Source organism: Halorhodospira sp. 9622 (assembly GCF_022228025.1).
Taxonomy (GTDB): Bacteria; Pseudomonadota; Gammaproteobacteria; order Nitrococcales; family Halorhodospiraceae; genus Halorhodospira; species Halorhodospira halophila_A.
In genome coordinates, this window is the sequence record NZ_JAJNRE010000011.1 from 23,126 (window position 1) to 46,669 (window position 23,544).

Consider the following 23,544-nt stretch of genomic DNA (forward strand, 5'->3'; position numbering starts at 1 on the left):
GGCACCCCATGGACCTGACAGCCGCCCTTCGTCGAATCACGGAAAACCAGGATCTCAGCCCCGATGAGATGACGGCGGTCTTCCGCACCATCATGACCGGTGGGGCCACCCCGGCGCAGATCGGTGGCTTTCTCATCGGCATGCGCCTGAAGGGGGAGACCGTCGCGGAGATGGCCGCTGCCGCCTCGGTCATGCGCGAGCTCGCCGAGCGGGTCGATGTCGGTGACGATTTCCATCGTCTGGTGGATACCTGTGGCACCGGCGGGGATGCCAGCGGCACCCTGAACGTCTCCACCGCCGCCGCCTTCGTCACCGCCGCCGGGGGCATCCCGGTGGCCAAGCACGGTAACCGCTCGGTCTCCGGGCGTAGCGGCAGCGCCGATCTGCTTGAGGCCTGTGGCGCCACCCTGGAGCTCAGCAGCGAGGCGGTGGCCGAGTGCATCCGCCGGGTCAACGTCGGTTTCCTCTTTGCCCCGCTGCACCACAGCGCCATGAAGCACGCCGTGGGGCCGCGCAAGGAACTCGGTGTGCGCACCCTGTTCAACCTGGTCGGCCCCCTGTCCAACCCGGCCGGGGCGCGGCGCCAGCTGCTCGGGGTGTTCGGCCAGGAGTGGGTGCGCCCGGTGGCCGAGGTGCTCCAGACCCTGGGCAGCGATCATGTGCTGGTGGTCCACGCCGAGGACGGGCTGGACGAGATCAGCATCGCCGCCCCGACGCGGATCGCCGAGCTGCGCAACGGGCAGATCGAGGAGTACACCGTCATGCCGGAGGATTTGGGCTTGCGCAGCGCGCCGCTCAATGAGGTCACCATTTCCGGCACCAAGGACAGCCTGGCGATGATCCGTGCCGCCTTCGCCGGCGAGCGCATTGCCGCCATGGAGCTGATCGCCGCCAACGCCGGTGCCGCGCTCTATGTCGGCGGTGAGGCGCCCGATCTGCGTCGTGGTGTGGAGCGGGCTCGGGAACTCATGACCTCCGGGGCCGCCGCCCAGACCCTGGAGCGCTTCGTGGAGACGACCCGGGAGCTCGCCCAATGAGCGCCACCGAGACGCCGGATATCCTGCGCCGCATCCTGCGCCGCAAGGCCGAGGAGGTGGTCGAGCGCGCCGAGGCCCGATCGCTGCGCGAGTTGTCGGCCGCCGCTGCCGACCTGGCGCCGACCCGCGGGTTCTGCGATGCGCTGCTGCAGCGGGTTGAGGCCGGCGGCGCCGGGGTCATCGCCGAGATCAAGCGCGCCTCGCCCAGCCGTGGCGTGATCCGCGACGACTTCCGGCCGGCGGCCATCGCCGCCGACTACCAGCGTCACGGTGCCGCCTGCCTGTCGGTGCTGACCGACCGCGACTTCTTCCAGGGCGATGACGCCCATCTGCAGGAGGCCCGCGAGGCCGTCACCGTGCCGGTGCTCCGCAAGGACTTCACCGTCGATGCCTATCAGGTCTACGAGGCGCGTGTCCTCGGGGCGGACTGCATCCTGCTTATCGCCGCGGCGCTGGGTGATGCGCAGCTGGCAGAGCTGCACGCCCTGGCGGTGGAACTGGGCATGGATGTGCTCATCGAGGTCCACGACGCCGAGGAGCTGGCCCGGGTCGCACCGCTGGGGCCGGCGCTGGTCGGCGTGAACAACCGGGACCTGCGGACCTTCCATACCGATCTGGCAACCAGCGAGGCGCTGGCCGGGGCGATGCCCTCCGGTGCCCTGGCAGTGACCGAGAGCGGCATCCACACCGCCGGGGATGTGGCCCGTATGCGCGCGGCCGGCATCCACGCCTTCCTGGTCGGCGAGGCGTTCATGTCCGCGGAGAGCCCGGGGGAACGGCTCGCCGAGCTCTTCGGCGGCCCCGCTGGGGCGTGACCGGCGGGGTGGCCGTGGGCCGCGCGGCGGGTGTTCCACGGAACGTCGGCCGAGGAGCTACTGTCCATCACAACGGTGGCGTTATCGCCAGATTTGTGCATAATTCCCTGCTTCCTTGAGCGCACACTTCCCACCGGCGACGGGAGGGCCCAGGCGTTGGTCGATTACACCCGCATCCGGCTCCACGGCTTCAACAATCTGACCAAGTCGTTGAGCTTCAACATCTACGACGTTTGCTACGCCAAGACCGAGGCGCAGCGGCGGGCGTATATCGAATATATCGACGAAGAGTACAACGCCGAACGGCTGACCGAGATCCTGACCAACGTCGCCGAGATCATCGGCGCCAATGTGCTCAACGTCGCGCGCCAGGACTATGACCCCCAGGGGGCCAGCGTGACCATCCTCATCTCCGAGGGTCCGGTGTCGCCCGAGGAGGCCGAGGAGAGCGCCGAGGCGCGGCCCGGGCCGCTGCCCGACGATGTCGTTGCCCACCTGGACAAGTCGCACATCACCGTGCACACCTACCCGGAGATGCATCCGGACAAGGGTGTGAGCACTTTCCGGGCGGACATCGATGTCTCCACTTGCGGCGTGATCTCGCCGTTGACGGCGCTCAACTACCTGATCCACTCGTTCGACTCGGACATCGTGACGATGGACTACCGCGTGCGCGGCTTCACCCGCGACGTGGAGGGGCACAAGCACTTCATCGATCACGAGATCAACTCGATCCAGAACTACCTCTCCGAGGACACCAAGGAGCGCTACCAGACCCTGGACGTGAACGTCTACCAGGAGAACATCTTCCACACGAAGATGATCCTGCGCGAGTTCGACCTGGATAATTACCTCTTCGGCGAGTCGAGTGCCGACCTTGACGAGGAAGAGGCGAACACGATCCGCAGGCATCTGCGCCGGGAGATGATGGAGATCTTCGCCGGGCGCAACCTGCCGGCCAACCAAGAAGTCTGAGCCGCCGCGGACGGCGGGGGCAGTGGCGGTTGCCAGTACCGCCGCCTTCCGTTATTATGCGCGGTCTTCGACGGAGAGAGCGAAGCGATGAAGACGTATAGCGCCAAGCCCGCAGAGGTTCAACGCGACTGGTACCTGGTCGACGCCACCGACAAGACGCTCGGGCGGCTGGCCAGCGAGGTCGCGCATCGCCTGCGCGGCAAGCACAAGCCGGTCTTTACTCCGCACGTCGACGCGGGCGACTATATTGTCGTGATCAACGCCGACAAGGTTCGCCTGACCGGGCGGAAAGAGCGGGACAAGCAGTATTTCTGGCACACCGGTTTCCCGGGCGGCATCAAGAGCCGGTCCGTGGCCGAAGTGCGTGAACGTCATCCGGAGCGCCTGATCGAGAGCGCGGTGCGCGGGATGATGCCGAAGAACCGGCTGGGCCGGGCCATGCTCAAGAAGCTCAAGGTCTACGCCGGGAACGAGCACCGTCATCACGCTCAGCAGCCGCAGCCGCTGGAGCTCTGAGGCTACAATCGGGAACGATCAAGACCATGGCGAATCAGCAGTATTACGGAACCGGACGCCGCAAGACCTCTGCCGCGCGGGTGTTCATGACCCCGGGTAACGGCAATATCACCGTTAACGGTCGCCCGCTCGACGAGTACTTCGGGCGCGAGACCGGGCGCATGATCGTGCGCCAGGCGCTGGATCAGGTGGACGCCGCGGACAAGTTCGACATCAAGGCGACCGTCTCGGGCGGCGGGTCCAGCGGGCAGGCCGGTGCGGTGCGCCACGGTATTGCCCGGGCGCTGGCGAACTACGACGCCGAGTTCAAGGCGCCGCTGCGGCGTGCTGGTTTCATCACCCGCGATGCGCGCATGGTCGAGCGGAAGAAGATCGGCCTGCACAAGGCCCGTCGCGCGACGCAGTTCTCCAAGCGTTAACGCGGCGAAAGCAGCAGTTCCTGCTGGGGGATCGTCTAGCGGTAGGACTACGGACTCTGACTCCGTCAGCGGTGGTTCGAATCCACCTCCCCCAGCCATCTATACGGCCTATGCCCCGCGCCAGCGGACACCCTCGGGTGCCGCTGGCGCTTTCGTCCGGCCTCCCTTCCTCTCGACGCCGCCGTATATCCTAGCCCCGCTCGTAGATGTCGAAACGCACCGCCCGGCCGGATACCGCCCGGCTTGGCGGTGGGCCGGACACCGGGGCCGCGCGCTGCGGACGCTTGACCACCACCCGGCGGGTGGCGTGGGCCAGCGCCGCGGCCAGCAGGTCGGCTTCGGCCGGGGGCGGTGCGCTCGCGTGCAGGGCCCGCAGGACCTGCGCTGGGCGGCCGACGGCGCCGCGGGTGGCGCCGTCGGGGTACATCGGATCAACGTAGACCACCTCGCACGAGGCGGTGGGGAGCCGCCCCAGCACGTCGCGCAGATCCCCCGGTTGCAGGCGGATGCGCTCGGCCGTGGCGGCCAGCTGCGGCTCGGCGGCAGCCCGCTCGAGGGCGGCGGCGAGCAGGGCGGAGAGGACCGGGCTGCACTCGATCCAGGTCACCGAGGCGCCCAGAGCGGCGAGCACCCAGCCGTCCTGGCCGAGTCCGGCGGTGGCATCGACCACTGCCGTCTGCGGTCGTCTATGTAGCCCCACGGCGCGCGCCAACGGGTCGCGGCGGGGCGTGGAGCCGGCCACCCGGCGCTGCAGCTGCCGGTCCGCGAAGTCCACCGCCACCGGTCCGGGGGCGCGCCGGCCGAGCATCTGCAGCGCCGGCGGGTCGCCGGCGCGCAGCACCACCCCGGGGCCGGCGTCGGGGAGGGCGTCGAGCAGCGGCACGGCCAGCCGCTCGGCCCAGGCAGCGGCCGTTTCGTCATCGCCGAGCACGCCGCGCAGCCCGGCATCGGTTGACGCATCGCAACGCAATCCTGCGTGCATTAGTATGTTCCTCCGGAGACAAGACACCCGCGGGGCACGTGGCCCCGATCGCGAGGAGCGGTATGGCACAAGAGAACGGCACCCGGAACCAGGACATCGATTACGAGGCGCTCTCCCGGTCGCTGACCGAGATTACCGCCAAGAGTCAGGAGCTGGTGCAGGAGTTCCTGCAGCAGGAGCAGTCGACGCACCACGTGGCCATGGAGGATGCCGCGCAGATGGCGCAGCTGTTCCAGCAGCTGAGCGCGCGGGTGATGGCCGATCCGGCCCGCCTGATGCAGGTGCAGATGTCCTTCTGGCAGGACTACATGAGCCTGATGCAGAACGTGGCCCTGCGCTTCTGGGGGCTGGAGTCCGAGCCGGTGGCGCAGCCGGCCAAGGGGGATCGGCGCTTCCAGCACCAGCACTGGGAGGATCACCCCTTCTTCGATTTCGTTAAGCAGTCCTACCTCCTGGCGGCGGATCACACCCACGCGGTGGTCCGGGACGTGGAAGGGCTCGATGATCAGACCAAGAAGAAGGTGGATTTCTACACCCGGGCGTTCATCGACGCCATGGCCCCGTCGAACTTCGTGGCCACCAACCCCGAGGTGCTCGAGAAGACCGTCGAGACCGGCGGCCAGAACCTGCTGCAGGGGCTGAGCAATCTGCTCGACGACCTCAAGCGGGGTCGTGGCCGGCTCGACATCAAGATGACCGACTACGACGCCTTCGAGGTCGGCACCAACCTCGCCACCACCCCGGGGCAGGTGGTCTACCAGAACGAACTCATGCAGCTCATCCAGTATGAGCCCACCACCGCCGAGGTCCACAAGCGGCCCCTGCTGCTGGTGCCGGCGTGGATCAACAAGTACTACATCATGGATCTCAACAGCGAGAAGTCCATGGTGAAGTGGCTGGTGGATCAGGGCCATAGCGTATTCATCATCAGCTGGCGCAACCCCGACGAGAGCCTGGCCGAGAAGCGCTTCGAGGATTACATGCTCGAGGGGCCGGTGACGGCCATGGATGTCGTCCAGGAGATCACCGGCAGCGACGAGATGAACCTGGTTGGCTACTGCCTCGGCGGGACCCTGTCGGCTTGCACCCTGGCCTGGCTGGCGGCCCGCGGGGACCGGCGCATTCAGGCCGCGACCTTCCTGACCTGCATGCTCGACTTCGAGTACCCCGGTGAGCTGGAGGTCTTCCTCGACGAGGAGCAGATCGCCACGCTGGAGCGGCGCATGAGCCGGAAGGGCTATCTGGAGGGTCGGTACATGTCCACGACCTTCAACATGCTCCGCGCCAACGACCTGATCTGGTCGTTCTTCGTGAACAACTACCTCAAGGGCGATGAGCCGTTCCCCTTCGATCTGCTCTACTGGAACTCCGATTCCACCAACATGCCCGCCAAGATGCATAGCTTCTACCTGCGCAACATGTATCAGCGCAACCTGCTCAAGGAGCCGGGTGCCCTGGAGCTGGCGGGGGAGGCCATCGACCTGGGCCGGGTCGACATCCCGGCCTACTTCATGTCGGCCAAGGAAGACCACATCGCCCCCTGGAAGAGCACCATCCGTGGCCCGCGGCTGCTCTCCGGTCCTACCCGCTACGTGCTTGGCGGATCCGGCCACATCGCCGGCGTCATCAATCCGCCCCACAAGAACAAGTACGGCTACTGGACCAACACCGCCAAGACGGTGGATCAGGATGAGTGGCTGGCCGGGGCCGAGGCCCACGAGGGCTCATGGTGGAACGACTGGGGGCAGTGGCTGGCCGGCCACGGCGGCGAGAGCGTTGCTGCACGGAAGGTCGGGTCGAAAAAGCACGCCCCGATCGAGCCGGCACCGGGCTCCTACGTCCGCCACGGCGTGCTCTACGGCGACTGAAGCCATCTTCCGGGTCGGGCGGGCTGGTGTCGACGGCCGGCCCGGATTACACTTATTCACTGATGCAAACTTGCGGGCAGCGCGTTGCCATGGACGTGACCGCTTTCAATCCGGCGGGGATGCAGGCCATCCACCGCGCGGACGAGGGCCTGACCCGGACCGCCGCCCAGGTGGCCCGGGTTACAGCGCAGTCCGATCCTCGCTCCGAGGAGATGCACACGGCGGTCATCCAGTCGCTGAGCTACGAGCAGCAGGGACACGCCGGCGTCCGCGTCGTGCGGGCCGTCGACGAGATGACCGGCACGCTGCTCAATATCCGCTCCTGACCTCCCGCCCGTGCTACAATTTTCGCTTTTGCGAGTGGATCCGTTATGACCGACGCGCAGCCGTTAGTGGGCGTCGTGATGGGCAGCAGTTCCGATTGGGACACCCTCTCCGGCGCCGCCGAGGTGCTTCGTGACTTCGAGGTGCCCCATGAGGCCCGAGTGGTCTCTGCCCACCGAACCCCGCAACTGATGGCCGACTACGCCGCCGAGGCCGAAGAGCGCGGCCTGCGGGCGATCATAGCCGGCGCCGGCGGTGCCGCCCATCTGCCCGGCATGCTCGCCGCGCAGACCATCGTCCCGGTGCTCGGGGTGCCGGTGCAGTCGAAGGCCCTTAACGGCCTCGACTCGCTGCTGTCCATCGTCCAGATGCCGGCCGGCGTGCCCACCGCCACCTTCGCCATCGGCACCGCCGGCGCGCGCAATGCGGCGCTCTTTGCGGTGGCCATGCTCGCCCGCGAGGATCCGCGCTACGCCGACGCGCTCAAGGCCTTCCGCACCCAGCAGGCCGAGCGCGTCTATGGGGAGGAGCTCTCATGACCGTCGCCGCGCCGATCTTGCCGGGAGCGGCCATCGGCATCCTCGGTGCCGGCCAGCTCGGCCGCATGCTCGCCGTGGCCGCGCGGCGTTCCGGCTACCGGGTCCACGTCATCGCCCCCGGCGCCGGGCAGGCCCCGGCCGGGCAAGTGGCCGATGTGGTGCACGACGCCGAGCCCACGGCGGAGCTGCTGCGCAGCCTGGCTGGCGAGCTGAGCGTGCTGACCTACGAGTTCGAGAATCTGCCCCGGGGGGCCGTCGAGGCCGCCGCGGAGTGCCTACCGGTGCGGCCGTCCCCCCACGCCCTCGCGACGACGCAGAACCGCGCCCTGGAGAAGACCTTCCTGCGCCAGCACGGCCTGCCCACGGTCCCCTTCGAGTCCGTCCACGGGGCCGCGGAGGCGGCCGCTGCCGTGGAACGTCTCGGTGCCCCGGCGGTGATCAAGAGCGCCGGGCTGGGTTACGACGGCAAGGGCCAGGCGGGGGTGGATAGCGTCGAGGCCGTGGCCGCTGCATGGCCGGCCATCGGTGCCGAGGAGGCGGTGGTCGAGGCGCGTATCGATCTGGCCATGGAGGTCTCGGTGGTGGCCGCCCGCGGCGTGGATGGCCGTTTTGTCCACTACGGGGTGACCGAGAATCGCCACCGGGACCACATCCTCGATCTGTCGGTCAGCGATGCCGACCTCGACCCGGCGTTGTGTCAGCAGGCCGTGGAGATCGCCCGGGTGGTGGGAGAGGGGCTCGACGCCGTCGGCACCTACTGCGTCGAGTTCTTCATCGACGCCGGCGGACAGCTGATGGTCAACGAGATCGCCCCGCGGCCGCACAACTCCGGCCACCTGACCATCGAGGGGGCGGTCACCTCACAGTTCGACCAGCAGTTGCGTGCCATCTGCGGCTTGCCCCTGGGTAGCACCCGGCGGTTGACCCCGGCGGCCATGGTCAACCTGCTCGGCGATGTCTGGGATGCCGGCACCCCGCCCTGGGACGAGGTCTTCGCCGACCCGGCGGCCACCCTCCACCTCTACGGCAAGGGCGCGCCGAGCCCCGGCCGCAAGATGGGCCACATCACCGTGCTCGGCGACGACCGGCAGGAGGCCGCCGACCGAGCCCTGAAGCTGCGCAACCGACTGGCCCCCCATGTGGTTTCGTAACCTGATCCCCTACCGCCTGCGCGATGACGTCGCTTACGACCCCGAGACCGCCGACCAGCGCCTGGGTGCGCTCGCCTTCACGCCCTGCGGGGCACTGGAGCCGAGCCGCAGTGGGTTCGTACCGCCGCTCGGCCCCGGGGCGCCGCTGGTGCACGCCGCCGCCGGCAGCCTGCTCTTCTGTCTGCAGGAGGAGACGAAGCTGCTGCCCGCGGCGGTGATTCGCGAGGCTATGGACGAGCGCATCAGCGCCGTGGAGGCGGCCGAGCATCGCAAGGTGCGCAAGCGCGAGCGCGACCGCATCCGCGACGAGGTGGTCACCGACCTGATGCCGCGGGCATTCAGCCGCCACAAGCGGACCTGGGGCTACCTGGATACTGAGGCCGGCTACCTGGTGGTGGACGCCGGCTCCGAGAAACAGGCCGAGCACTTCGTCGAGCAGCTGCGCGAGGCGTGGGGGGATCTCACCCTCAGTCCGCCGGAGACCGAGATGGGGCCGGGGACCATCATGACCCGCTGGCTGGCGCAGCAGCAGTTGCCCGGTGACCTGGAGCTAGGCGAAGAGGCGGTGCTCGAGGACCCCAACGCCGAGGGTTGCGAGGTCCGCGTCAAGCGCCAGGACCTGACCTCCGACGAGATGCGTGCCCACATCGATGCCGGCAAGCGCGTTCGCCGGCTGGCGGTGACCTACAGCGAGCGGCTCAGCGCGGTGCTCGACACCGACTTGAGCCTGCGCCGCCTGAAATTCCACGACGTCATCCGCGAGCAGGCCGGCGACCGCGACCCGGAGAGCCAGGCCGAGCAGCTCGATGCCGACTTCTCGCTGATGACCCTTGAGCTGCGCACCCTGATCCCGCGCATGATGGAGTGGTTCGGCGGCGAGAAAGCCACCTCCTGATACCTGCCCCCAGGGGCGACCGACGATCACCGCCGGCGGGGGCGTGCTGGCGCCGGTGCCGACCTGGGGACGCTACCCGCCCACCTTTGGGGGCTCCACGCTCGCCGTCCCTGGCGAGCGAGGCCCCTGGCCGACCCCGGCCTCACCCCGCCCTCGCCGGTCGGGGGCGTCAGTCAGCCGTCAGGAGGGGGCGTCGAGTAGCTCGCGCAGGGTCTCCCACACCCGCTCGGCGATCTTCGGCTGCGCCTCGGCGGTGGGGTGGACCCCGTCGTTCTGCATCATCCCGTCCCGATCCCAGACCCCATCGAGGAGGAAGGGGATCACCGGCAGGTCGTGCTCTTCGGCCAGTTCGGGGTAGATGGCCGCGAACTGCTCGGTGTAGGTTCGCCCGTAGCTCGGTGGGATGCGGATGCCGATCAGCAATACCTGGCTGTCCGCCTCGTGGGCCTGCTCGATCATCCGCGCCAGGTTGCTGCGGATCCGCTCCGGGGGTTGGCCGCGCAGGCCGTCGTTGCCCCCGAGCTGGAGCAGGACGATCTCCGGCTCGTGTTCCTGGAGGGCGTCGGGCAGGCGCCGGGTCCCGCCGCTGGTGGTCTCGCCACTGCGGCTGACGTTGGTCACCCGGTGGGGCAGGTCGGCCTCGTCCAGGCGTGTCTCGAGTAGAACGGGCCACGCCTCGTCGCGGTCGAAGCCGTAGGCGGTGGAGAGTGAATCGCCGAAGACCAGGATGGTCGGACGCTCGGCGGCGGCCGCCGCCGGCGCCAGGAGCAGCGCCAGTGCCGCGGCGAACAACGCCCGGCGCAGGGGCAAAAAGAAGCAGCCGGTACCAGCCATAGGAGCGAACACCCGATGCTGAAGGAAGAAGCCGACGCCCCCGCCGCGGCGGGCACCCCTCACCCGGCGCTGGAAGCCCGCGGCCTGGGGATGCGCTTTCGTGGCCCCGACGGCGAGGTCGTCCTGTTCGATAACCTGAATCTTACCATCCGCCACGGCGAGAGCGTCGCCATCCTGGGGGCCTCGGGTTCCGGTAAATCGACCCTGCTCGGGCTGCTGGCCGGCCTGGAGCAGCCCGCCAGCGGGCAGGTCTGTGTCGACGGCGAGGAGCTGACCGCGCTGGACGAGGACGGGCGTGCGGCGGCGCGGGCCGGACGCATCGGTTTTGTCTTCCAGGCCTTCCATCTGCTCGGCGGGCTCTCGGCGCTGGAGAACGTGCGCCTGGCCTTGGAACTCTCCGGCCGTGGTGGCGACGGTGAGGCGGCGGCTGCGGCGCTGCAGCGGGTGGGGCTGGGGCATCGCCTGCACCATACCCCCGAGCGGCTCTCCGGCGGCGAGCAGCAGCGGGTGGCCATCGCCCGCGCCTTCGTGACGGAGCCGCGGCTACTAATGGCCGACGAGCCCACCGGCAACCTGGACGACACCATCGGTGCCCAGGTGGTGGACCTGCTCTTCGACCTCAACCGGGAGCACGGCACCACCCTGATCCTGGTCACCCACGATCCCTCGGTGGCCGAGCGCTGCGAGACCGTCTATCGCTTCCGCGAGGGGGTGCTGGCCCGATGAGCGCCCCGAACTCTGCGATTGGCACCACGCTGCGGCTAGCCGCGCGCTTCCTGCGACGCGATCTGGCCGCCGGCCGGCTGGGGATCCTCGCCGCCGCGCTGGTTGTGGCTGTGGCCGCGGTGACCGCCGTTGGGTGGCTGGGCGACCGGGTGGGGGCGGCCACCACCGAGCGCGCGGCGGAGCTGATCGCCGCCGATCGCCTGGTACGCACCGACGACGCCGCTCCGCAGGCGTGGCTGGACGAGGCCCGCGAGCGCGGTCTGCAGGCGGCGCGGACGGTGGAGTTCCCCACCGTGGTGGCCGCTGACGGCAGCACGCGCCTGGTCTCCGCCAAGGCGGTGGAGGCCGGCTACCCCCTGCGCGGTGAGCTGCGCTACGCAGAGGATCGCGAGAGCGCCGACCGGGTGGCGGAGCAGCGCCCGCAGCCGGGTGAGGCCTGGGTTGAGCCGCGACTGCTCGACCTGCTCGGCGCCGAGCTCGGCGGATCGCTGGAGGTCGGCGAGAGCGAGCTGCCCATGACGCGGCTGGTTACCGCCGAGCCCGATCGTGCCGGCATGTTCGGCACCGTGGCGCCCCGGGTGCTGATGGCCTGGGAGGACATCGCAGGTACCGGGTTGGTGGGCGAGGGCGCGCGGGTGAGCCACGCCCTGCTGCTCGCCGGCCCCGATGCCGAGCTGGATGCCTTCGCTGAGTGGCTGCGCGGGGCGGATGGCCCGGAGGCCGAGGTGCTTACCGGCACCGAGGCGCAGCCGGCCATCCAGGAGATCGTCGGCCAGGCGGAGCGCTTCCTGGGCCTGGCAGCGCTGATCACGGTGGTGGTGGCCGCCGCCGCGGTGCTGCTCACCGCCCGGCACTATGCCGAGGCGCAGCTCGACCGCGTGGCGGTCATGCGCGTGCTCGGCGCTCGGCAGGGCCGGGTGGTGGCCATCCAGGCCGCGGTCCTCGGCGCGGTGGCGCTCGCCGCCGGCGTGCTCGGCGCGGCCATCGGCTTCGCCCTGCACGCGGTGATGATCGCCCTGCTGGCCGATGTGCTGCCGCCCAACCTGCCACCTCCGGGGCCGCTGCCGGCCGTCTACGGGGTGGGCCTCGGGGTGGCCGCGGCGGCCGGGTTCGCCCTGCCCACGGCGGCTCGGCTGCGCCATGTGCCGCCCATGCGGGTGCTGCGGCGCACCGCGGGTGCCGGCGTGGTGCGGACCGGCGGGGCCTACGCCGTGGCGGCGGCGGTGATCGCCGCGCTCATGGTCTGGCGCGCCGGCGATCTCACCCTCGCCGGCGTGGTCCTGGCGGCCACGGCCGCCACCCTGGCCGCCCTGGCCATCGCTGCGTATGCCGCCGTGCGCCTGGCCGGCTGGCTGCGTGCGCGCAGCGGCTCGCGGCTGCTCTGGCTCACCGGGCCGAGCCGGCGTCCCGGCGCCACCGTGGTGCAGGTGGTGGCCGTCGGCCTGGGGCTGATGGCGCTGCTGCTGCTCTCGGCGGTCCGCGAGGACCTGCTCGATACCTGGCAGGCCGGCATCCCCGACGATGCGCCGGATACCTTCCTCATCGACGTGGCGCCGGAGGAGGTCGAGCCGCTGCAGGCCTTCCTGGCCGAGGAGTTGGACACCGAGGTGACCCTTTACGCCATCACCCGCGGCCGGCTCGACGCCATCAACGAGGACCGCGTCCGCCCTGGCGACTTCGAGTCGCCGCGGACCCAGCGCATGGTTGACCGGGATCTCAACCTCACCTGGGCCGAGACGCTGCCCGAGGACAACCGCGTGGTCGCCGGCGAATGGTGGGGCGACGACCCCGGTGCCGAGTGGTCGGTGGAGGCCGGTTACGCCGAGCGCGTGGGCATCGGTGTGGGCGACGAGATCAGCTTCGTCATCGACGGCGAGCCGGTTAGCGGTACGGTGACCTCGCTGCGCGAGCTGCGCTGGGACAGCTTCAATCCCAACTTCTTTGTCATCGCCGCCCCGGGGATGATCGATGCCCATCCGGAGTACATCACCAGCTTCCGCCTGGGGGATGCCGCCGAGCGGGTGCTGCCGGAGCTCAACGAGCGCTTCCCCGGGGCTACGCCGCTGGATATCGGGGCCATCCTGGAGACCGCCCGGCGAATCATCGGCCAGGGGGCACGGGTGGTGGAGCTGATGGCTGCTCTGACCCTGGTGGCCGGGGTGGTCGTGCTGCTCGCAGCGCTGCGCACGGCGGCGGCGCAGCGGCGCTTCGAGGCCTCGCTGCTGCGTGCCCTGGGCGCCTCGCGGCGACGGCTGGAGGCCATCGCGGTGGCCGAGCTCGCGGCCTCCGGGGCGCTGGCCGGGCTGCTGGCCGGCATCGCCGCCGCCTCGGGCGGCTACTTGGCGGCCCGGTACCTGTTCGATCTGACCTACGCCTTCCCCGGATCGGTGGTGGTGCTGGGTGCGGTCGTCGGCGCGGTGACGGTGGCCGGCGCGGGCTGGCTGGGGGCCCGCCGGGACTGGCGCAGCAGCCCCATGGAGCTGCTGCGCGGCGGCGAGTCCTGAGCCGCTAGGGCCCGGGCAACCGGCCGCACCCGCGGCCGGTTGCCCTGCGGCGATAAAATCCTTGTGACCTCTCGTGTTGTCGGGTAATTTCACTCCTATGGGCAGGCGCGCCCCGTGGCCTGCCGCACGGGAAGGGGGATCCCGATGAGAAGAGCACTCCTCGGTGCAGGCACCGGCATGGCCGCCACCCTGGCCTGCACACCGCTGCTGGCCGCACCCTACCATCCGTCCGGCGCCAACCTCGCCTACGGTGAGATCAGCCACACCCAGGGGGTGATGGGCAGCGTCGCCAACCCCGCCTCCGGCGCCGCCATGCCGCGGGGCTTTCGCTTTGGCCTCGGTTCCCTCGGGGTCGGTTATGAGCTCGGCGAGATCGACGGCTTTGTCGATGACTTTGAGGATTGGGCCGACGACTTCGATCGCCTGGACGACGTCATCCGAGACTTCGAGCGGGCGGAGGAACAGTTCGACGTTAGTGACTTGGATGGCCAGGCGGACGATGCGCTTCGCCCCCTGCTAGACGCCGTGGGTGAGATCCAGGCGATTGAGCGCCGAGGCCAGAGCCTGCTGGATCGGGGGCAGGACGATGGTTTCCTCGCGGTCACCGGCGGGGTGCATGCACCACCGGGGCCGCTGGTGGCCAATCACGCAATCCTGGGTGGGGCGCTGACCCTCGATGTTCAGGGTACTGGCAGTGCTCGCCTAGGTATCGCTGGCGGGCGCCTGGAGAGCGGACTGGGCGGGATGCCCCTGAGTGGGTGGGATTGTAGTAAGAATGCCAACGACGCGACATGCGGCTCCGGAGATTGGGAGATCAAGTACGACGGTGACGACGTCACCATAAAAGGCCCTGACCGCGAGGTTGGGGAGGTGAGCGAAGACGATCTGGCTCTCTACTCCGACATGGAAGCCGCCGCGATTGGGCGCTTCTCCCTCGGCTACTCCGCCCGCACCTACAGCAGCCGCGACGGTGAGCTCTTCGTCGGCGGCCGCGGTCACTACTACCAGGCCGAGATGGCCCGGGCGGTCAGCGAGATCGACGACGACGCGCTGGATACCCTGAGTGACGACTTCTCCGACAGCCGCTCCAGCGACGACGCCTTCGGCGTCGATCTGGGCCTGCTCTGGGTGGCGCGCAACTACCAGGTCGGGCTGACCGGCAAGAACCTCAACGAGCCGAGCCTCGACTACCCGGAGATCGTCGGCTACGACGACTTGCCTGCCTCGGTGCAGGACCGGGTCAGTCGCACCAAGAGCTACACCCTGGAGCGTCAGGGCACGGTGGAGGCTTCGCTCCACTCGCCCAATCGGCGCTGGATGCTCGGCTTCAGTCACGATCTCAACAGCGTCGAGGGGCCCCACGGCGCTGAGAACAACAACGAGTACCAGTGGACGGCGGTGGGCGTGGGCTATGCCAGTGAGAGCTATCTCTGGCCGGGGTTCCGGCTCGGCTACCGGACCAATAACGCCGGCAGCGAGCTGTCGTACATCACCGGCGGCTTGACCCTGTTCCGCGTCCTGAACATCGACGCCGCGGTGAGTACCGACGATGTGGAGCACGACGGTTCCTCCGTGCCCCGCTCGGCGCTGGTCAATGTCGGCCTCGAACTCGGATTCTAGCCGCCCACCGGCGGCCCATGTGTGACGTATTGCCTTGGGGGGAGACCCATGCAGCAGAAAAGCCTAGGGATGATTGCCATCGTCGGCGCCGGCCTGGTGGCGGTGGGGTGCAGCACCACATCCAGTTACACCGATTACGACGATCGTGCCCTCTACTCCGGCGGAACCGCCGGCAACCTGCCCTACGTGGAAATCGGCCCGGTGGAGGCCTCGGCCCGCGGCTTTGCCTGGACCAGTTGCGACGCGCTGGTTGATCAGGTCGCCGACGAGCTGGCCGAGCAGGCCGCGGAGAAGGGTGGCAATGCTCTGATCAACGTGCGCTGGACCAACCTCGACGACGGCTCCACCACCGCCGAGCCGATCTGCACTACCGGTTGGGGGTGGTTCGCCTTGGCCGGCGTCGGCGGCCTGCACCCCTGGGTGCGGGGCACCGAGGCCCGCGCGGTGGTGGTCTTCGCCGATGATGAGCGGCTCGAGGAGCTTGGCGGACGCGTGACTGAGTTGCGCGAGCAGCTGGCCCGGGAGCGCGCCGAGGCCCGGCGGGCGGCGCGAGAGGAAGCGGCCGAAGAGGCTGCCGCGGAACAGGACCGGGCCGAGGAGCAGGACGAGGCTGAGGAGCAGAACGAGGGCCAGGGAGCGGCCGATGACGAAGCCGGCGGAGATGCTGAATCGTAGCCTTTCACAGCATTCAAGGCGCGCGTTGGTCGGCCGTTAACCGGGGATAGGTTTTTCCGATAAGGCCTTCCCATGGATCGGACATTCGTAGCAGTGCTGGGCCTGTTGCTGGCCGCGGTGAGCACCGCGGCCAGGGGCCCGGGGCCCCCCCGGGGGGGGGGGGCCCCCCCCCCCCCCCCCCCCCGCCCCCCGCGGGGGCCCGCGGCGCCGAGGTTCTTGAGGATGGGGCTGCCGTGCACGCCCTGTCCGTTGGCCGTCAGAGCTGGTCGGGCTCGGAGCGGGAAGATGCGCAGCTCATCGAGCCCCGGGTCCGCTACGGGTTGCCCGCCGGCTACGAGATCGGTCTCTCCGCCAACCACCGGTCGCAGGGCGATGACGGCAATGGCCTGCGCCACTTGGCCCTGGAGGCGGCGACGCCGCTGCGCCGGGAGCCGGGCGCAGCGGACATCACCCTGGCCGGCTACGGCACCGTCGCCCCGGCCGACGGCGACTCGGGCATCGGCAGCGGCAGCCACAACCTTGGTCTCGGCTTGCACCTGAGCGACGACCTGGGCGCCACGCGGCTGCACAGCAGTGTGGCGGTGGAGCGGGCCGATGTGGCGGAGATCGACGGTCAGCCCGGCTACCGCGCCGTCAACCGGCTGCGCTACGGGGCCCGCGCCGAGCACCGCGTGGCCGCGTCCCTCGATCTCACCCTGGAGGCGGCCGCCGTCTACGGGGTCAGCGGCGACGAGGTGCAGAACCAATTCGGGCTCGCCCTGCGCCCCGGGGTGCGCCTCCACCTTGGTCCCACCATCGATCTTGCCCTCAGCGCCGGGCGTGATCTGCCGGACAGCGGGGTCGAGCCCACGAATACCGTGACGGCCCAGCTTACCCACCGCCCGCAGCCGGCGCCGTCGCGGCGCGAGCTGGCGGCACGGGTCGAGCACCTGGAAGCCGCCCACGCCAGCACCCGGGCCCGGGCCGCCATGGAGGCCGGCCGGGCCGACGAGCAGCGCGAGCGGATCGAGCTGCTGCGCCGCCGCGCCGGGCAGCTCGACGTCGAGGTCATCAACGCCTCCGGCGAGGTGGGAATGGGTCGGGCCATGGCGGATCGCGTACGGGAGGAAGGGCACTACGTGGTGCGCGTCCAGGACTCGGCGCACGGCCGTGATGGCCAGCAGACCACGCACATCCGCTACCGTCCCGGCCACGGTGAGCAGGCCGTCGCCCTGGGCGAGTCCCTAGAGCGGATTCAGGAGGTGACCGAAGGGGATCTGCCCCGCGGGGCCGATGTCCGCATCCTGGTGGGCCGGGATCAGCGCGAACCCCTGGGGCACGGTGCAGAGGAGGATGGATCGTGAGCCGCCGTCGCAGTCTGTATCTGGCCGGCGCCCTGGCGGTGGCCGCCGCGCCCGCCGCGGCGCTGGCGGCGGCCCCCGGCGCCGCGGTGAGCCCGGGGTTCACCCTGGGTGCCACCAGTCACCCCCACGCCCTAGGGGGGCTCGCCAACCCCGCCGGTGCCGCCGCCCGACCCGGGCAGCGGCACGTGGGGCTCGGCTCGGTGAGCGCCGGGGCGGAGCTGGGTCCGGTGGACGGTTTCATCGACCGACTGGACGATGCCCTGGCGGCGGATCTTGACGAGGAGGACGAGTTCCTTGAGTTCATCGATTTCTTCGAGGCGGCCGTGGAGGACGGTTACCTCAAGCTCGGCGGCGCCGCCCAGCTCCCGCTGACGCCGGTGGTGGTGCCGCTGAGCGAGGAGCGCGGCGACGCCCTAACCGTGGAGGCCCGCGGCTCCGGGCAGGCGCGGCTGGGACTGCTCTTCGATGATGGGGGCTTTTCGCCAGGTAGTAATAGCGTTCCGGACGAGGCCGAGGTGGCCTTCCAGATCCAGGATGCCACGATCCGAGAGCTACGCTTGGGGTATGCGCGCCCGCTGGTCGTCCGCGAGCAGGGGCGACTGGTGGGCGGTGCCCGGCTGAACATGATCCAGGGTGAGCTCTCCCAGGCAGTCATCCCCTTCGATGAGGTGGAGGACGACGACACCGCCGATGTCCTGGAGGACGCCCTGCGCGACGACACCGAGGCCAGCACCCGGCTCGGCGTCGACCTTGGCGCGCTGTGGGTGGCCGAGCGCTGGCAGGCCGGGGCGACGTTGCGCAACGTCAACGAGCCGAGCCTCGACTACCGGCGCATCGGCACGGACTGCGATGACTACGATACGGACAGCACCGCCCGGTCGCGCTGTGATGCCGCCGCGCAGTTCATCGACAGCGGTGAGCTGGAGGCCCGCCCGGACTACACCCTGGAGCGGCAGCTCGGTCTCGAGGGCGCCGTCTACACCCCGGACCGGAGCTGGGTGGTGGCCGGCTCGCTGGACGCCAACGGCGTGGAGGACGCCTTTGGCGACGACCACCAGTGGGCCACGGTGAGTGTTTCGGCCGCCCCGCCCCAGGGCTGGCTGCCCGGTGTGCGCTTCGGCTACCGCAAGAATCTCACCGGCTCCGAGCTCGAGTACATCACCACCGGCCTGACGCTGTTCTCGGTCATCGACCTGGACCTGGCCTACGCCCGGGATTCGGTGGAGCACGACGACGAGTCCTACCCGCGCTCACTGATGTTCAGCGTTGGTGCCGGGGTGACCTTCTGAGCCGGTGTTGCGGCGGGGGGTTCCTTGACACGCAGCGCTTCCGGGGCCAGATTGTGCAGTGCGACACGGCGCCCGCGGGCGCCGAGAGCGGCCCGTTGGCAACGTCGAGGAAGCCCCACCATGGTCCACCCCCTGATGCCCGAGTTCGAGGAAGGTGAGCGCGAAGCGCTGACCGTTGATCGCCTGTTCCACGCCGGCCTGGGCCGGATGACCCTCGGGCTGTCGCCGGCGGCGTTGTCGCTGGCCACCTTCGACTGGGCCGTGCATCTGGCCAGCCACCCGGGCAAGCAGTTCGCGCTCATGGACGAGGCGATGCGCAACACCCTGCGCTACAACGCCTACGTCTTTAGTCGCCTGACCGGCACCTGCCCGGAGCCCTGCACCAAGCCGTGGTCCGGGGACGACCGTTTCAGCGCCGAGCAGTGGCACCGTTTCCCCTACGACGTGCTCGAGCAGGGCTTCCTGCTGACCCAGCAGTGGTGGCACAGCGCCACGACGGGCATTCGTGGGGTGAGCCAGCACCACGAGGACGTGGTCAACTTCATGGGCCGGCAGGTGCTCGACTTCTACTCGCCGTCCAACTTCCTGCCCACCAACCCCGAGGTCCTCGACGAGACCCTCAGCCAGGGCGGTGCCAACCTGGTACAGGGCTTCGCCAACCTGCTCGAGGACAGCGAGCGCACGATCAGCGGCCGCGCGCCGGTGGGCGCCGAGCAGTGGAAGGTGGGCGAGAACCTGGCGGTGACACCGGGCAAGGTGGTTTACCGCAACCGGATCATGGAGCTGATCCAGTACGAACCCACCACCAAGACCGTCTACCCGGAGCCGATCCTCATCTGCCCGGCGTGGATCATGAAGTACTACATCCTCGATCTGCGTCCGGGCAAGTCGCTCATCGAGTACCTGGTGGGCAAGGGCCACACGGTCTTCGTCATCTCCTGGAAGAATCCGGGGCGCGAAGATCGCGACCTGGGCATGGACACCTACCGCCGGGACGGTGTCATGGACGCCCTGGATGCGGTCTCGACCATCGTGCCGGAGCGCCAGATCCACGCCGTCGGCTACTGTCTGGGGGGCACGCTGCTGATGCTGGCCGCGGCCACCATGGCCCGCGACGGTGACGACCGCCTAGCCACGATGACCCTGCTCGCCGCCCAGGCCGACTTCACCGAGCCGGGCGAGCTGGACCTATTCATCGACGAGAGCCAGGTTACCTTCCTCGAGGACATGATGTGGGAGGAGGGCTACCTGGACGGCGCCAAGATGGCCGGTGCGTTCCAGCTGCTGCGCTCCAAGGACCTGATCTACTCGCGGCTGATCCACGACTACCTCATGGGCCAGCGCAGCCCGGTCATCGACCTGATGGCCTGGAACGCCGATACCACCCGGCTGCCGTACCGCATGCACAGCGAGTACTTGCGGGATCTGTTCCTGAACAACGACTTCGTCGAGGATCGCTACGACGTCGGTGGTCAGCCGATCCACATCGGCGATATCCAGGTGCCGACCTTTGCCGTAGGCACCGAAAAGGACCACATCGCGCCCTGGCGCTCGGTCTACAAGATCAACCGCTTCCTGCCGCGCGCCGATGTCACCTTTGCCCTCACCCAGGGCGGGCACAACGCCGGCATCGTCACGCCGCCGGGGCATCCCCGCCGCATCTACCGCAGCTTGGCGCGGCGGATCGGTGATCCCTACGTGCCTTCCCATGTCTTTCTCGAGAAGGCGACGGAGCAGCAGGGCTCGTGGTGGCCGGAGTGGGAGCAGTGGCTGCGCGAGCGTTCGGGCAACCGTGTGGCGCCGCCCGGCGTGGGGCAGAGCGAGGGCTCGTACCAGCCGCTGACCGACGCCCCCGGCACCTACGTGCTGCAGCAGTGAGCCGGGGTGTCTCGATGACGGTGCAGAATTTCCTCTTCGACGAGCTCCACCCCGGCCAGCAGGTGGAGACCACCAGCCGACTCAATCACCAGGATGTGCGCACCCTCGGCGAGGGCCTGTGGCCGGGGACGATGCTGGTCAACGCGGTTTGTACAGAGTTGCCTGGCCCCGGCACCCAGCCGGTGGCCCAGGATCTGATCTACCAGGGCAGTGTCGCCATCGGCGACGTGGTCACCATCACCCTGGAAGTGGTCGAGAAGGATGCCGAGACCGGGCAGGCGGTGATCGCCGCCCGCGCGGTCAAGGACACCGGCGACCCGGTGATCAGCGGACAGATCACCGTGCGCGTGCCCACTGAGCGCATCAACGGCGAGCCGGGCAGCCTGGCCGGGACCAGCAAGGGGCGGCGTCGGCAACTCCACCGCCTGCTGCGCATGGCCGACGACCTGACGGCGATGAGCGTCGCCGTGGTCCACCCGGTGGACGCCCTGGCTCTACAAGGCGCCATGCAGGCGGCAGAGCACGATCTGATGACGCTCACCCTGGTCGGGCCCGAGCACAAGATCCGCACCGCCGCCGACGAGGCGGGGCTGGAGCTGGGGGCAACGCCGATCATCGACGTCGAGCACTCCCACCAGGCCGCCGAGGTGGCCGTGGACCTGGCCCGCCGCGGCGAGGTCGAGGGCCTGATGAAGGGCTCGCTGCACACCGACGAGCTGATGGGCGCGGTCGTCAGCCGGCAGAAGGGGCTGCGCACCGAGCGGCGCATCAGCCACGTCTACGCCATGGATGTGCCCACCTATCCGCGCCCGCTGCTGATCTCCGACGCGGCCATCAACATCGCCCCCAACCTGGCCTGCAAGCGGGATATCTGCCAGAACGCCATCGAGCTGGCCCACGCCCTCGGCGTGGCCGAGCCCAAGGTGGCCATCCTCTCGGCCACCGAGTCGGTGAACCCGGAGATCCCCTCGACCCTCGACGCCGCGGCGCTGTGCAAGATGGCCGACCGGGGGCAGATCACCGGCGGTCTGCTCGACGGCCCGCTGGCCTTCGACAACGCCATCTCCGAGAGCGCGGCGCGGACCAAGCGCATCCACTCGCGGGTGGCCGGCAACCCGGATATCCTCATCGCGCCCGATCTCGAGTCCGGCAACATGATGGCCAAGCAGCTCTACTACCTGGCTGATGCCGAGGCGGCGGGGATCGTTCTCGGCGCCCGGGTGCCCATCGTGCTCACCTCCCGGGCCGATGACGTCATCGCCCGGCTGGCCTCCTGCGCCATTGCGCTGCTGGTGGCTGACCGCCAGCGCCGCGGTCTGGCTCACCTCTAGCCGGAGGCGGCCCGATGCCCGACGACGCCATCCTCGTCCTCAACGCCGGCTCTTCCAGCGTCAAGTACGCGGTCTACCGGCACGGGGATGAAGACGCCCTGACCCTGCACCTGCGTGGCCAGGTGGAGGGGATCGGGGCCGCGGCACGGCTGCACGTGGATGATCTGCAGGGGGCGGTCGCCACCCGCGAGCTGCGGGCCGGTGCCGACCACGATGCGGCGCTGTCGGCCGTGCTCGACGCGGTTCGCGCCCATCTGGGCGAGCTGAATCTGGTGGCCGCCGGGCACCGCATCGTCCACGGTGGCCAGGCGCACAGCGCGCCGGTGGTCATCGACGCGGCGGTGCTCGAGGCCCTGCACCAGCTCGAGCCCCTGGCGCCGCTGCACCAGCCGCACAACCTCGCCGCTGTCGAAGCGGTGCGCCGGGTGGCGCCGGAACTGCCCCAGGTGGCCTGCTTCGATACCGCCTTCCACCGCACCCAGCCGGCGGTCGCCCAGCGCTTCGCCCTGCCGCGTGCCTACGAGCAGCGTGGCGTGGTCCGCTACGGCTTCCACGGCCTCTCCTACGAGTACATCGCCGCCCGCCTGCCGGAATACGATCCGGCCGCCGCGGCAGGGCGCACCGTGGTCGCCCACCTGGGCGCCGGCGCCAGCCTCTGCGCCCTGGCCGGCGGGCGCAGCGTGGCCACGACGATGGGCTTTACCGCCTTGGACGGTCTGCCCATGGGGCAGCGCTGCGGCAACATCGACCCCGGGGTGATCCTGCACCTGCTCCAGCAGGAGGGGATGACGGCGGCGGAGGTCGAGCGCCTGCTCTACCGCGAGTCCGGGCTGCTGGGCGTCTCCGGGCTCTCCGCCGACATGCGCGTGCTCCTCGACAGCGACGACCCGGCCGCCGAAGAGGCGGTGGATCTCTTCTGCCACCGTACGCTGCGCGAGATCGGTGGCCTGGCTGCGGTCCTCGGCGGGTTGGACGCTGTGGTCTTCACCGCCGGGATCGGCGAGCACGCCACGCCGGTGCGCCGGCGCATCCTCGAGGGGCTGGCCTGGCTCGGCCTGGAGCTCGACGGCGCCGCCAACGAGGCCGGTGGACCCCGGCTGACCGCGGCGGGCAGCGCCCTTCGCGCCTGGGTTATCCCCACCGACGAGGAGCGGGTCATCGCCGCCCACACCGCCCGCCTGGCCGCCTGAGGCGGCGCTCGCCGCCGCCGGGGCGGGGGATGTACAATGGCCCGACGCGAAGAAAGGCAGGGCCGATGAGCGATCGCTACCCGGAGACGCTCCACCGCAGCACCGTTGCCCGCTCGCGGCTGTTTCGCATCGAGTCGGTGGGGCTGCGCTTTCGTAACGGCGTCGAGGTGGAGTACGAGCGACTGGGGGGCAGCGCAGCCGGGGCGGTGCTGGTGGTCCCGGTGAACACCCGTGGCGAGGTGCTGCTCATCCGCGAGTACGCCGCCGGCACCGAGTGCTACGAGCTGGGGCTGCCCAAAGGCCGCGTGGAGCCCGAGGAGGACCCGCTGCGCGCTGCCAACCGCGAGCTCATGGAGGAGGTCGGCTACGGCGCCGAGCGGCTCACCGTGCTGCGCAGCGTCACCCTGGCGCCCGCCTACTTCAGTCACCGCACGCAGCTCATCCTCGCCGAGGGGCTCTACGAGCATCCCCTGCCCGGTGATGAGCCGGAGCCGATCGAGGTGGTGCCCTGGCCGCTGGAAGAGCTGGAACGGCTCCTCGGGCAGGCCGATCTGACCGAGGCGCGCTCGATTACCGCGCTGTTCCTGGCGCGGGATCACCTGGCGGCGCGCACGGCGTAATGCGCGCCCGAAC

The 23,544-nt window shown here is 69.8% G+C and carries 22 protein-coding genes and 1 tRNA gene; 21 read left to right on the forward strand and 2 right to left on the reverse strand.

All coding sequences use genetic code 11. The features are described 5' to 3' along the window. Window positions 1-8: 8 nt before the first annotated feature. The 6 genes from trpD to LRG07_RS07840 all read left to right on the forward strand — a co-directional run bounded on the left by trpD (window position 9) and on the right by LRG07_RS07840 (window position 3,860). Entirely contained in the window at window positions 9-1,037 is a 1,029-nt protein-coding gene (gene trpD / locus LRG07_RS07815; RefSeq protein WP_238642099.1) for an anthranilate phosphoribosyltransferase, read from the forward strand. Next, the gene (trpC, locus tag LRG07_RS07820; RefSeq protein ID WP_238642100.1) at window positions 1,034-1,852 is read left to right on the forward strand and encodes an indole-3-glycerol phosphate synthase TrpC; all 819 of its coding nucleotides are present in this window, start codon (window positions 1,034-1,036) and stop codon (window positions 1,850-1,852) included. Before trpD ends, trpC begins: the two co-directional genes overlap by 4 nt. 156 nt (window positions 1,853-2,008) lie before the next feature. After that, window positions 2,009-2,827: an adenosylmethionine decarboxylase gene (speD, locus tag LRG07_RS07825; protein WP_041595177.1), complete on the forward strand. Its 819-nt coding sequence runs from the start codon at window positions 2,009-2,011 to the stop codon at window positions 2,825-2,827. A gap of 87 nt (window positions 2,828-2,914) precedes the next feature. After that, window positions 2,915-3,343 carry a 50S ribosomal protein L13 gene (gene rplM / locus LRG07_RS07830; protein WP_201172413.1) on the forward strand — a complete coding sequence of 143 codons (429 nt, stop codon included), beginning with the start codon at window positions 2,915-2,917 and terminating at the stop codon, window positions 3,341-3,343. A gap of 26 nt (window positions 3,344-3,369) precedes the next feature. After that, the gene (gene rpsI / locus LRG07_RS07835; protein ID WP_238642101.1) at window positions 3,370-3,762 is read left to right on the forward strand and encodes a 30S ribosomal protein S9; all 393 of its coding nucleotides are present in this window, start codon (window positions 3,370-3,372) and stop codon (window positions 3,760-3,762) included. Between the two features lie 24 nt (window positions 3,763-3,786). Continuing rightward, window positions 3,787-3,860, forward strand: a tRNA-Gln gene (locus tag LRG07_RS07840). A 92-nt stretch (window positions 3,861-3,952) separates the two neighbouring features. Here LRG07_RS07840 and LRG07_RS07845 read toward each other — a convergent pair. After that, window positions 3,953-4,744, reverse strand: a complete 792-nt coding sequence (locus LRG07_RS07845) for a class I SAM-dependent methyltransferase (protein WP_238642102.1) — start codon at window positions 4,742-4,744, stop codon at window positions 3,953-3,955. A gap of 62 nt (window positions 4,745-4,806) precedes the next feature. Between LRG07_RS07845 and LRG07_RS07850 the strand changes: the two genes are divergently transcribed. The 5 genes from LRG07_RS07850 (at window position 4,807) to LRG07_RS07870 (ending at window position 9,521) form a co-directional block, all read left to right on the forward strand. Then, a complete protein-coding gene (locus tag LRG07_RS07850; RefSeq protein WP_201172396.1) occupies window positions 4,807-6,612 on the forward strand; it encodes an alpha/beta hydrolase in 1,806 nt (601 codons plus the stop codon). Between the two features lie 89 nt (window positions 6,613-6,701). Further along, complete coding sequence (locus LRG07_RS07855; RefSeq protein ID WP_201172393.1) at window positions 6,702-6,938, forward strand: hypothetical protein; 237 nt, start codon at window positions 6,702-6,704, stop codon at window positions 6,936-6,938. Between the two features lie 45 nt (window positions 6,939-6,983). Next, window positions 6,984-7,475 carry a 5-(carboxyamino)imidazole ribonucleotide mutase gene (purE, locus tag LRG07_RS07860; protein ID WP_201172390.1) on the forward strand — a complete coding sequence of 164 codons (492 nt, stop codon included), beginning with the start codon at window positions 6,984-6,986 and terminating at the stop codon, window positions 7,473-7,475. After that, complete coding sequence (locus LRG07_RS07865; protein WP_238642103.1) at window positions 7,472-8,626, forward strand: 5-(carboxyamino)imidazole ribonucleotide synthase; 1,155 nt, start codon at window positions 7,472-7,474, stop codon at window positions 8,624-8,626. The genes purE and LRG07_RS07865 overlap by 4 nt, the downstream gene beginning before the upstream one ends. Then, window positions 8,613-9,521 (forward strand): recombination-associated protein RdgC, encoded by a 909-nt coding sequence (locus LRG07_RS07870; RefSeq protein ID WP_201172376.1) that lies wholly within the window; start codon window positions 8,613-8,615, stop codon window positions 9,519-9,521. Before LRG07_RS07865 ends, LRG07_RS07870 begins: the two co-directional genes overlap by 14 nt. Before the next feature lie 180 nt (window positions 9,522-9,701). Here the strand turns inward: LRG07_RS07870 and LRG07_RS07875 are convergent, their stop codons facing one another. Then, a complete protein-coding gene (locus tag LRG07_RS07875) occupies window positions 9,702-10,355 on the reverse strand; it encodes an arylesterase (protein ID WP_201172373.1) in 654 nt (217 codons plus the stop codon). A 15-nt stretch (window positions 10,356-10,370) separates the two neighbouring features. On the opposite strand from LRG07_RS07875, the gene LRG07_RS07880 reads away from it, so the two are divergent. From LRG07_RS07880 to nudE, 10 genes are all read left to right on the forward strand, one after another. Then, complete coding sequence (locus LRG07_RS07880; protein ID WP_238633888.1) at window positions 10,371-11,081, forward strand: ABC transporter ATP-binding protein; 711 nt, start codon at window positions 10,371-10,373, stop codon at window positions 11,079-11,081. After that, window positions 11,078-13,585: an ABC transporter permease gene (locus tag LRG07_RS07885; RefSeq protein ID WP_238642104.1), complete on the forward strand. Its 2,508-nt coding sequence runs from the start codon at window positions 11,078-11,080 to the stop codon at window positions 13,583-13,585. The genes LRG07_RS07880 and LRG07_RS07885 overlap by 4 nt, the downstream gene beginning before the upstream one ends. Before the next feature lie 144 nt (window positions 13,586-13,729). Further along, complete coding sequence (gene traF, locus LRG07_RS07890; RefSeq protein ID WP_238642105.1) at window positions 13,730-15,205, forward strand: conjugal transfer protein TraF; 1,476 nt, start codon at window positions 13,730-13,732, stop codon at window positions 15,203-15,205. Between the two features lie 48 nt (window positions 15,206-15,253). Further along, complete coding sequence (locus LRG07_RS07895; protein ID WP_238642106.1) at window positions 15,254-15,880, forward strand: hypothetical protein; 627 nt, start codon at window positions 15,254-15,256, stop codon at window positions 15,878-15,880. A 233-nt stretch (window positions 15,881-16,113) separates the two neighbouring features. Next, entirely contained in the window at window positions 16,114-17,223 is a 1,110-nt protein-coding gene (locus LRG07_RS07900) for a LytR C-terminal domain-containing protein (RefSeq protein ID WP_238636928.1), read from the forward strand. Continuing rightward, the gene (traF, locus tag LRG07_RS07905; RefSeq protein ID WP_238642107.1) at window positions 17,220-18,512 is read left to right on the forward strand and encodes a conjugal transfer protein TraF; all 1,293 of its coding nucleotides are present in this window, start codon (window positions 17,220-17,222) and stop codon (window positions 18,510-18,512) included. The genes LRG07_RS07900 and traF (LRG07_RS07905) overlap by 4 nt, the downstream gene beginning before the upstream one ends. Before the next feature lie 120 nt (window positions 18,513-18,632). Beyond that, window positions 18,633-20,390, forward strand: coding sequence for an alpha/beta hydrolase (locus tag LRG07_RS07910; protein WP_238635647.1), 1,758 nt, complete (start codon window positions 18,633-18,635; stop codon window positions 20,388-20,390). 14 nt (window positions 20,391-20,404) lie between these two features. Continuing rightward, window positions 20,405-21,721, forward strand: coding sequence for a bifunctional enoyl-CoA hydratase/phosphate acetyltransferase (locus LRG07_RS07915; protein WP_201172334.1), 1,317 nt, complete (start codon window positions 20,405-20,407; stop codon window positions 21,719-21,721). Between the two features lie 14 nt (window positions 21,722-21,735). Beyond that, on the forward strand, window positions 21,736-22,911 hold the full coding sequence (locus LRG07_RS07920) for an acetate/propionate family kinase (RefSeq protein WP_201172332.1): 1,176 nt from the start codon (window positions 21,736-21,738) through the stop codon (window positions 22,909-22,911). A 65-nt stretch (window positions 22,912-22,976) separates the two neighbouring features. Further along, the gene (gene nudE, locus LRG07_RS07925; protein WP_201172330.1) at window positions 22,977-23,531 is read left to right on the forward strand and encodes an ADP compounds hydrolase NudE; all 555 of its coding nucleotides are present in this window, start codon (window positions 22,977-22,979) and stop codon (window positions 23,529-23,531) included. Window positions 23,532-23,544: the final 13 nt, after the last annotated feature.